Origin of the sequence: Segnochrobactrum spirostomi (genome assembly GCF_009600605.1) — a bacterium.
Lineage (GTDB): Bacteria > Pseudomonadota > Alphaproteobacteria > Rhizobiales > Segnochrobactraceae > Segnochrobactrum > Segnochrobactrum spirostomi.
Genome location: NZ_VWNA01000001.1, coordinates 256,210 through 265,059 on the forward strand (window position 1 = coordinate 256,210; position 8,850 = coordinate 265,059).

At 69.7% G+C, this 8,850-nt stretch carries 1 pseudogene; it reads right to left on the minus strand.

Annotated features, from left to right (window positions below):
- Positions 1-55: 55 nt before the first annotated feature.
- Positions 56-8,815 (minus strand): annotated as a pseudogene (locus F0357_RS01240) (autotransporter-associated beta strand repeat-containing protein); the annotation flags it as partial.
- Positions 8,816-8,850: the final 35 nt, after the last annotated feature.

Here is an 8,850-nt window from a genome sequence, read left to right on the forward strand (position 1 = left end):
CCGAGCCGGCGGCGGACCTTCGCCTCATCGCCCTCCGGGGATCAGCAGCGGCGGGTCAGAATTTCCACGTCAGAACCGCCCGCACGCCATTGTCGGAGAGCCCTTTGCCGAACGCCCCGTTGTAGCTCACCCCGAGCGTGACGTTCGGCGCCATTGCGGCATCGAGCCCGGCCGAGATCAAGGCCGTATCGCGGGCGACCGGAACCCCGCTCACGGAGAACGGCGCGGAGCCGCCCGCGAAGGTGAAGCTCGCACTCGGATCGACGTCTCCGAAGGCGTGCTGCCAGGCAACCGACCCGCGCAATTGGAACGGCATCTCGAACATCGCGAAGTCCGTCGTGAAGCGAACCCCGAGCGTCGAGAACGTCGTGTCCATGGTCTCGCTCGAGGCGGTGAGGCTCGCGGCGGTCCCCCCTTCCGAGAAGGCGTCCGTGTTCAGATGGACATAGGCAAGTCCGGCAAAGGGTTCGACGGAGGTCTTGCCGAACTGCATGCGGTAACCCGCTTCGGCGAAAACCTGAGCGGTTTGCGCGTCGTAGCTGCTCGTGTTCAGCCCGGTCAGATCCGGCAACTCGACAAAGCGCGACGCTTCCACGGATTGCCAGCCATAGGAGGCGCCGGCGCGCAGACCGAGGTCGCCGATGCCGAGCTTGTTGAACGTCTTGCCGCCGTAGACCGTCAACGAATAGGTGTCGATCGATCCGGACGTCGCGCTGCCGTTCGCGCTGAACGAGGTATAGCCGTATCCGAAGGCGGCACCGATCACGCTGTCGCCGTTGAACTTGCGGTCGTAGCCGGTGACGAAGCCCCCGGTCGAGCGCTGGACCGTCGCCATGTTGTCGGCGGAGAAATGGCCCCAGGAGCCGTAGCCCTCACCCCAGAGCCCATTGTCCGTCGCGTTCTGCAGCGGCGACGGGGTGTCGGTCAGGACATTGCGCACGCGGCCGGACACGGCACCGCGGACGAAGCGGGTGTCCTCGATCATAATCGACTGCAGGCTCGCATAGGTCTCGCCGGACAGGCTGATGAGCGCTGTCTGGACCTGATTGGGCGCTAGCTGCACCACCGAATTGTAGACCGGATTGCCGGCCCCGAGCGCCTCGACGGCATTCGCCGTCGTGGCCGCGTTGCCCGTCGCGGCGTAGCTCGAAAACGTCGTGTTGTTGCGCACCATCGACAGAACGACCGATGTGTCGGTGTACGACAGAATGGGCTGCAGGAACGCGTAGTTCGAACTCACCGAAGAGAACGTTCCGCTGATCCCGCCCGCGGCAGTCAGGATCGTATACGTCGTCTTCTGACCATAGGCGGCGCCATCGTCGAGGGCGACGACCGACACGGTCGCGCCGCTGGAAATGGTCGCGACACCGTTGGCGGCGATCAGATCGCTCACGCCGTTCGCCAGAATCTCGACCTTGTAGACCGATCCGGCCGAGAACGATGCGTTGCCGTTGACGCGCAGCGTGCCTGGCGAGTTTCCGGGGGACGCGATGCCGCCGTCGAGAATCAGCGCGCCAATCACGCCGTTGCCGCCGATCACGCCGGGGGATCCGTCGGGATTGACCCCGACGGTCACCGTAGAATTGGGGAGTCCGCCGTTGATCTTGAGAACGCCGCCCGAAACCGTCGTCGGCCCTGTATAATCCGGGTTGTAGCTCGTGATGTTGAGGGTGCCGCCGCCGGTCTTCGTGAAGCCTGAGCTGCCGACCAAAGTTCCCGCGAAGGTCGTGTCGGTGGTTTGGTTGACCGTCAATGTGCCGGCACCGAGGATGATGGTGCCCCCCGTGCCGGCAAGGGCCGCAATCACCTGATTCTCGTCGCCGAATTCGATGGTGCCGCCCGTCAATGCGAGCGGTGCGGTCGGATCGAGCGCTCCCGTCACCTTCAACGTGCCATTCAGAACAGCGAGACCGCCCGAGTAGGTGTTGTTCCCCGTCAGCACGAGGCTTCCGGTGCCGGCTTGAACGACGCCGCCGGACCCGCTGATATCGCCGGAGAATTCGAAATCGTCGGAGCGGTTGAAGGCGAGCGTCCCGTTGTCGACGACGTTGCCGACAATGCTGCCCGTCGTTCCCCCGTCGCCGATCTGCAGCATGCCGGACGCGATCGTAGTACCGCCGGTATAGGTGTTGTCCGCGGCCAGGATCAGGGTTCCGCTGCCGGCCGTGGTGAGGCCGCCGCTTCCCGTGATCGCCTGCGCGATCGTCAGGCTGGTGCCGGCCGCGGGCGAGAAGGTTCCGCCACCGGCGGCGAGGGAGATCGCCCGGTTGGTGGTGAAGGTACCGCTCGTCGCCAGCGTACCGCCGTTGAAGGACACACCGCCGGTCGTGGCGCCGAGATTTGCGTCCGCGGACACACCGAGCACGCCGCCATTCAGGACGGTGCCGCCGAGATAGGAATTCGTCCCCGACAGGATGGTCGTGCCCGCGCCGGCCTGAGTCACCGAGCCGGTCCCGGAGATCACACCGGGGAGCGTCGCGGTACCCGACGCACCGCCGAAGACGAGCGCTCCGTCCGCGACGATATTGCCCGCGAGGCTGCCGACTCCGGACGCGTCGCCGAGTTGCAGGGTCCCTTGGGCGATCGTGGTCGTGCCGCTGAAGCTGTTCAGGCCGCGCAGCGTGAGCGTGCCCGCACCCGTCTTCGTCAGCGAGCCTGTCCCGGAAAGCGCCCCCGCATAGGTGCCGTCGGAGCCTTGAGCGAACACCAGCGAGGCGTTGTCGAGGATGGCGCCGGTCAGGCTCGTGGTGTCGCCCTGCAAAGTGCCGGCGGCGACGGTGGTGCCGCCCGAATAGGTGTTCGCGCCGCTGAGGATCAGCGTGCCCGCGCCGGTCTTGGTCAGCGATCCGCCGCCCGAAACGGTTCCGCTCAAGGTGAGCGTCGTGCCGCTCGCGGGCGCGATGGAGGCAGTGCCGGTCAGCGACACCGACCGGGCCGATTCGAAGCTCTCGGTGGTCACGAGGGTGCCCGTGGACAGCGTCATCGCTCCGTTGCTCGCCCCGATATCGTCATCGGAAGCGATCTGGAGAGTGCCCGAGGTGATCGTCGTGCCGCCGGTGTAGGTATTCGGACCGACGAGGACCAGCGTGCCCTGCCCGGCCAGCACCAACCCGCCCGTCCCCGAGACGACGCCACCAAGCGTCAGCGTCGTGGCGCCGGCCGGCGCGAACGTGCCGGTGCCCGTCAGCGTCACCGACCGGTTCGACGTGAACGACGCCGTCGTCGCAAGAACCGTCCCGTTCGCCAAGGCGAGGCTGCCCGACGCATCACCGAGATTGGCGTCCGCCGACACCTGCAGCGTGCCCGCCGTGATCGTCGTGCCGCCGGTGTAGGTGTTGGTGCCCGAGAGGACGAGGGTCCCTGCTCCGGTCTTGGTCAGCCCGGCGCTGCCGGCGATGGCGACCCCGAGCGTCGCCGTCCCGGTATCGACCTGGACATAAGGTCCCCCGCCGCCCGCCTGCGTCACCAGCGTCAACGGGCCCGTGCCGTTCACCGAATAGCCCGAGACCGCGAACTGCAGCCCGCTCGCGCTCACTGCGCTGCCGACGTCGACCGTCCCCGCCGTGCCCGTGAAGATCCCGAGGCCGCCCGCGATCCACGACGACGCCACCGTGCCGTCCACGTTCGTCCAGTTCGCCGCCGAACCGTTCCACGTGCCCGAACCGCCGGTGATCGTCCCGCTGCCCGCCGTGCCGCCGCCGTTCCACCATTGCGTCGACACCCCGTCGACGATCGCGATCAGGTTCACCTGACCCGCAACCGCCGTCTGGATCACGCTCGACGACAGCGACGCCGGGACCCCCGACAGAGTCAGACCCGAGCCCGTCACCGTCAGGCTTCCACCGTAGTCGATCAGCCGGTAGCTGCCCGCTTGGAACGTGCCGCCGCCGTTCACCGTGACGAGCCCGCCCGACAGCGTCAGGTCGCCGGTCACCGCGATGCGGTCGTTGAGCCCGCTCGACGGCGCGTTCGGCTGCGCCAGATCATAGGCGAGCGTCGCCCCCGACCCGACCGTCAGCGCCCCGCCGATCGACAGCGTCGCCGCCGTGCCCGACGTGCCCGGCGACAACATCGACCCGCCCGCCAGCGTCACCGAGCCACCGATCGAGCCGCCACCGCCGAGCGTCGCCCCGCTCGCCACCGACGCCGAGCCCGCAATGCTGCCCGACACCTGCAGCGTGCCGGCCGAGACCGCCGTGCCGCCGGTATACGTGTTCGTGCCCGAAAGCGTCAGCGTGCCGGCACCGGCCTGGGTCACCGAGCCCGTCCCGGAGATCACGCCCGCGAAGGTCACGTCGTCGGAGCGGTTGAACGCGAGCGCCGCATCGTCGGTCACGTTGCCGACGATCGTGCCCGTCGTGCCCCCGGCGCCGATCTGCAGCGTCCCGGCCGTGATCGTCGTGCCGCCCGTGTACGTGTTGGAACCGGTCAGGATCAGCGTGCCGGCGCCCGAGGCCGTCAGCGCGCCCGAGCCGGAGATCACGCCCGCGAGCGTCAGGCTCGTGCTCGAGGCGGCCGCGACCGCGCTGTCCGCAGAAAGCGTCACCGCCCGGTTCGTCGTCAACGATGCGGTGGTCGAAAGCGTCCCGCCCGACAGCGTGACGCCGGTGGAGGTGTCGCCCAGGTTCGCGTCCGCGGCGATTTGGAGCGTGCCCGCCGAAAGCGTCGTGCCGCCCGCGTACGTGTTCGTGCCCGACAGGATGAGCGTGCCCGCACCCGTCTTGGAGAGGGACCCGGTGTTGGAGATCACGCCGCTCAAAGTCAGCGTCGTGCCGTCCGCCGTCGAGACGGTATCCGTCCCCGTCAGCGACACCGACCGGTTCGACGTGAACGACGCCGTCGTCGCGAGGACCGTCCCATTCGCCAGCGTTAGGCCGCCCGCCCCGCCGAGGTTGGCGTCCGCCGACACCTGCAACGTGCCCGCCGAGATGGTCGTGCCGCCGGTGTACGTGTTCGTGCCCGACAGAACGAGCGTGCCCGAGCCCGCCTTCGTCAGCGCCCCACCGCCCGAGACCACGCCGCTCAGGGTCAGTGTCGTCGACGACGCCGTCGAGACGGTGCCGGCCCCGGTCAGCGCGACCGCGCGGCTCGACGTCAACGACGCCGTCGTCGAAAGCGTACCGCCGTCGAACGTCAGCGAGCCTGCCCCGCCGAGGTTGGCGTCCGCCGACACCTGCAGCGTGCCGCCCGAGATGGTCGTGCCGCCCGTGTAGGTGTTGGTGCCGGTGAGGACGAGCGCGCCGGAGCCGGCCTTCGTCAGCCCGCCCGATCCGGAGACGATCCCGCTCAACGTCAAGGTCATCGCCGACGCCGTCGAGACGGTGCCGGAACCGGTGAGAGAGACCGCGCGGCTCGACGCGAACGTGCCCGTCGTCGAAAGCGTGCCGCCGCCGAACGTCAGCGATCCCGCACCGCCGAGATTGGCGTCCGCCGCGACCTGCAGCGTCCCGCCCGAGATCGTCGTGCCGCCCGTGTACGTGTTGGTGCCCGAGAGCGTCAGCGTGCCGGCACCGGCCTGGGTCACCGAGCCCGTCCCGGAGATCACGCCCGCAAAGGTGACGGCATCGGAGCGGTTGAACGCGAGCGTGCCATTGTCCACCACATTGCCGGCGATCGAGCCCGTCGTGCCCCCGGCGCCGATCTGCAAGGTGCCGGCGGAGATGGTGGTGCCGTTCTGATAGGTGTTGGTGCCGGTCAGCACCAAAGTGCCCGCGCCGCCCTTGGTCAGCGCACCGAGATTGCCCGATACCACGCCGCCAAGGGTCAGGGTGGTGCCGCTGGACGCCACGATGGTGCCCCCGCCGGGGCCAATGTTGATCGCGCGATCGGAGGTGAACGACGCCGTGGTCGAAAGCGTCCCGCCCGCCAGCGTGACGCCGGTGGAGGTGTCGCCCAGGTTCGCGTCCGCGGCGATTTGGAGCGTGCCCGCCGAAAGCGTCGTGCCGCCCGCGTACGTGTTCGTGCCCGACAGGACGAGCGTGCCCGCACCCGTCTTGGTGAGGGACCCGCTGTTGGAGATCACGCCGCTCAAAGTCAGCGTCGTGCCGTCCGCCGTCGAGACGGTGCCGGTGCCCGTCAGCGTCACCGACCGGTTCGACGTGAACGACGCCGTCGTCGCGAGAACCGTCCCGTTCGCCAAAGCGAGGCTGCCCGACGCATCACCGAGATTGGCGTCGGCCGAGACCTGCAGCGTGCCGGACGTGATCGTCGTGCCGCCGGTGTAGGTGTTGGTGCCCGAGAGGACGAGGGTCCCTGCCCCGGTCTTGGTCAGCCCGGCGCTGCCGGCGATGGCGACCCCGAGCGTCGCCGTCCCGGTATCGACCTGGACATAAGGTCCCCCGCCGCCCGCCTGCGTCACCAGCGTCAACGGGCCCGTGCCGTTCACCGAATAGCCCGAGACCGCGAACTGCAGCCCGCTCGCGCTCACCGCACTGCCGACGTCGACCGTCCCCGCCGTGCCCGTGAAGATCCCGAGGCCGCCCGCGATCCACGACGACGCCACCGTGCCGTCCACGTTCGTCCAGTTCGCCGCCGAACCGTTCCACGTGCCCGAACCGCCCGTGATCGTCCCGCTGCCCGCCGTGCCGCCACCGTTCCACCATTGCGTCGACACCCCGTCGACGATCGCGATCAGGTTCACCTGACCCGCCACCGCCGTCTGGATCACGCTCGACGACAGCGACGCCGGGACCCCCGACAGAGTCAGACCCGAGCCCGTCACCGTCAGGCTTCCACCGTAGTCGATCAGCCGGTAGCTGCCCGCTTGGAACGTGCCGCCGCCGTTCACCGTGACGAGCCCGCCCGACAGCGTCAGGTCGCCGGTCACCGCGATGCGGTCGTTGAGCCCGCTCGACGGCGCGTTCGGCTGCGCCAGATCATAGGCGAGCGTCGCCCCCGACCCGACCGTCAGCGCCCCGCCGATCGACAGCGTCGCCGCCGTGCCCGACGTGCCAGGCGACAGCGTCGACCCGCTTGCCAGCGTCACCGAGCCCCCGATCGAGCCCCCGCCCCCGAGCGTCGCCCCGCTCGCCACCGACGCCGAGCCCGCAATGCTGCCCGACACCTGCAGCGTGCCGGCCGAGACCGCCGTGCCGCCCGTATACGTGTTGGTGCCCGAGAGCGTCAGCGTGCCCGTGCCCGCCTGGGTCACCGCGCCGGTGCCGGAGATCACGCCCGCAAAGGTGACGGCATCGGAGCGGTTGAACGCGAGCGCCGCATCGTCGGTCACGTTGCCGCCGATCGAGCCCGTCGTGCCGCCCCCGCCGATCTGCAGCGTCCCGGCCGAGATCGTCGTCCCGCCCGTGTACGTGTTGGAACCGGTCAGGATCAGCGTGCCGGCGCCCGAGGCCGTCAGCGCGCCCGAGCCGGAGATCACGCCCGCGAGCGTCAGGCTCGTGCTCGAGGCGGCCGCGACCGCGCTGTCCGCAGAAAGCGTCACCGCCCGGTTCGTCGTCAACGATGCGGTGGTCGAAAGCGTCCCGCCCGCCAGCGTCAGGCCCGTGGTCGCATCGCCCAGATTGGCATCGGCGGCGATTTGGAGCGTGCCCGCCGAAAGCGTCGTGCCGCCCGCGTACGTGTTCGTGCCCGACAGGACGAGCGTGCCCGCACCCGTCTTGGTGAGGGACCCGCTGTTGGAGATCACGCCGCTCAAAGTCAGCGTCGTGCCGTCCGCCGTCGAGACGGTGTCCGTGCCCGTCAGCGACACCGACCGGTTCGACGTGAACGACGCCGTCGTCGCGAGGACCGTCCCATTCGCCAGCGTTAGGCCGCCCGCCCCGCCGAGATTGGCGTCGGCCGAGACCTGCAACGTGCCGCCCGAGACCGTCGTGCCGCCGGTGTACGTGTTCGTGCCCGACAGAACGAGCGTGCCCGAGCCCGCCTTCGTCAGCGCCCCACCGCCCGAGACCACGCCGCTCAGCGTCAGCGTCGTCGACGCCGCCGTCGAGACGGTGCCGGCCCCGGTCAGCGAGACCGCGCGGCTCGACGTCAACGACGCCGTCGTCGAAAGCGTACCGCCGTCGAACGTCAGCGAGCCCGCCCCGCCGAGGTTGGCGTCCGCCGCCACCTGCAGCGTGCCGCCCGAGATCGTCGTGCCGCCCGTGTAGGTGTTGGTGCCGGAGAGCACGAGCGTGCCGGAGCCGGCCTTCGTCAACCCGCCCGACCCGGAGACGATCCCGCTCAGCGTCAAGGCCGTCGCCGACGCCGTCGAGACGGTGCCGGAACCGGTGAGAGAGACCGCGCGGCTCGACGCGAACGTGCCCGTCGTCGAAAGCGTGCCGCCGGAGAGCGCCAGCGAGCCCGTGCCGCCGAGGTTGGCGTCCGCCGCGACCTGCAGCGTGCCGCCCGAGATCGTCGTGCCGCCGGTATAGGTATTGACCCCGGAGAGGGTGAGCGTGCCGGTGCCGGCCTGCGTCACCGCGCCGGTGCCGGAGATCACGCCCGCAAAGGTGACGGCATCGGAGCGGTTGAACGCGAGCGCCGCATTGTCGGTCACGTCGCCTTCGATCGTGCCCGTCGACCCGCCGTCACCGATCTGCAGCGTCCCGGCCGTGATCGTCGTGCCGCCCGTATACGTGTTGGTGCCGGTCAGAACCAGCGTGCCGGCGCCCGCCTGGGTCAGCGACCCGCTGCCGGAGATCACACCGGAGAATGCGGTGTCGTCGGAGCGGTTGAAGACGAGCGCACCGTTGTCGGTCACATCGCCGACGATGGTGCCCGTCGTGTCGCCGTCGCCGACTTGCAGCGTGCCCGCCGCAATCGTCGTCCCGCCCGTATAGCTGCTGTCGCCGGAGAGGATCAGCGTGCCCGATCCGTTCTGGGTCAGCGATCCGCCGCCGGAGATCGCGCCGG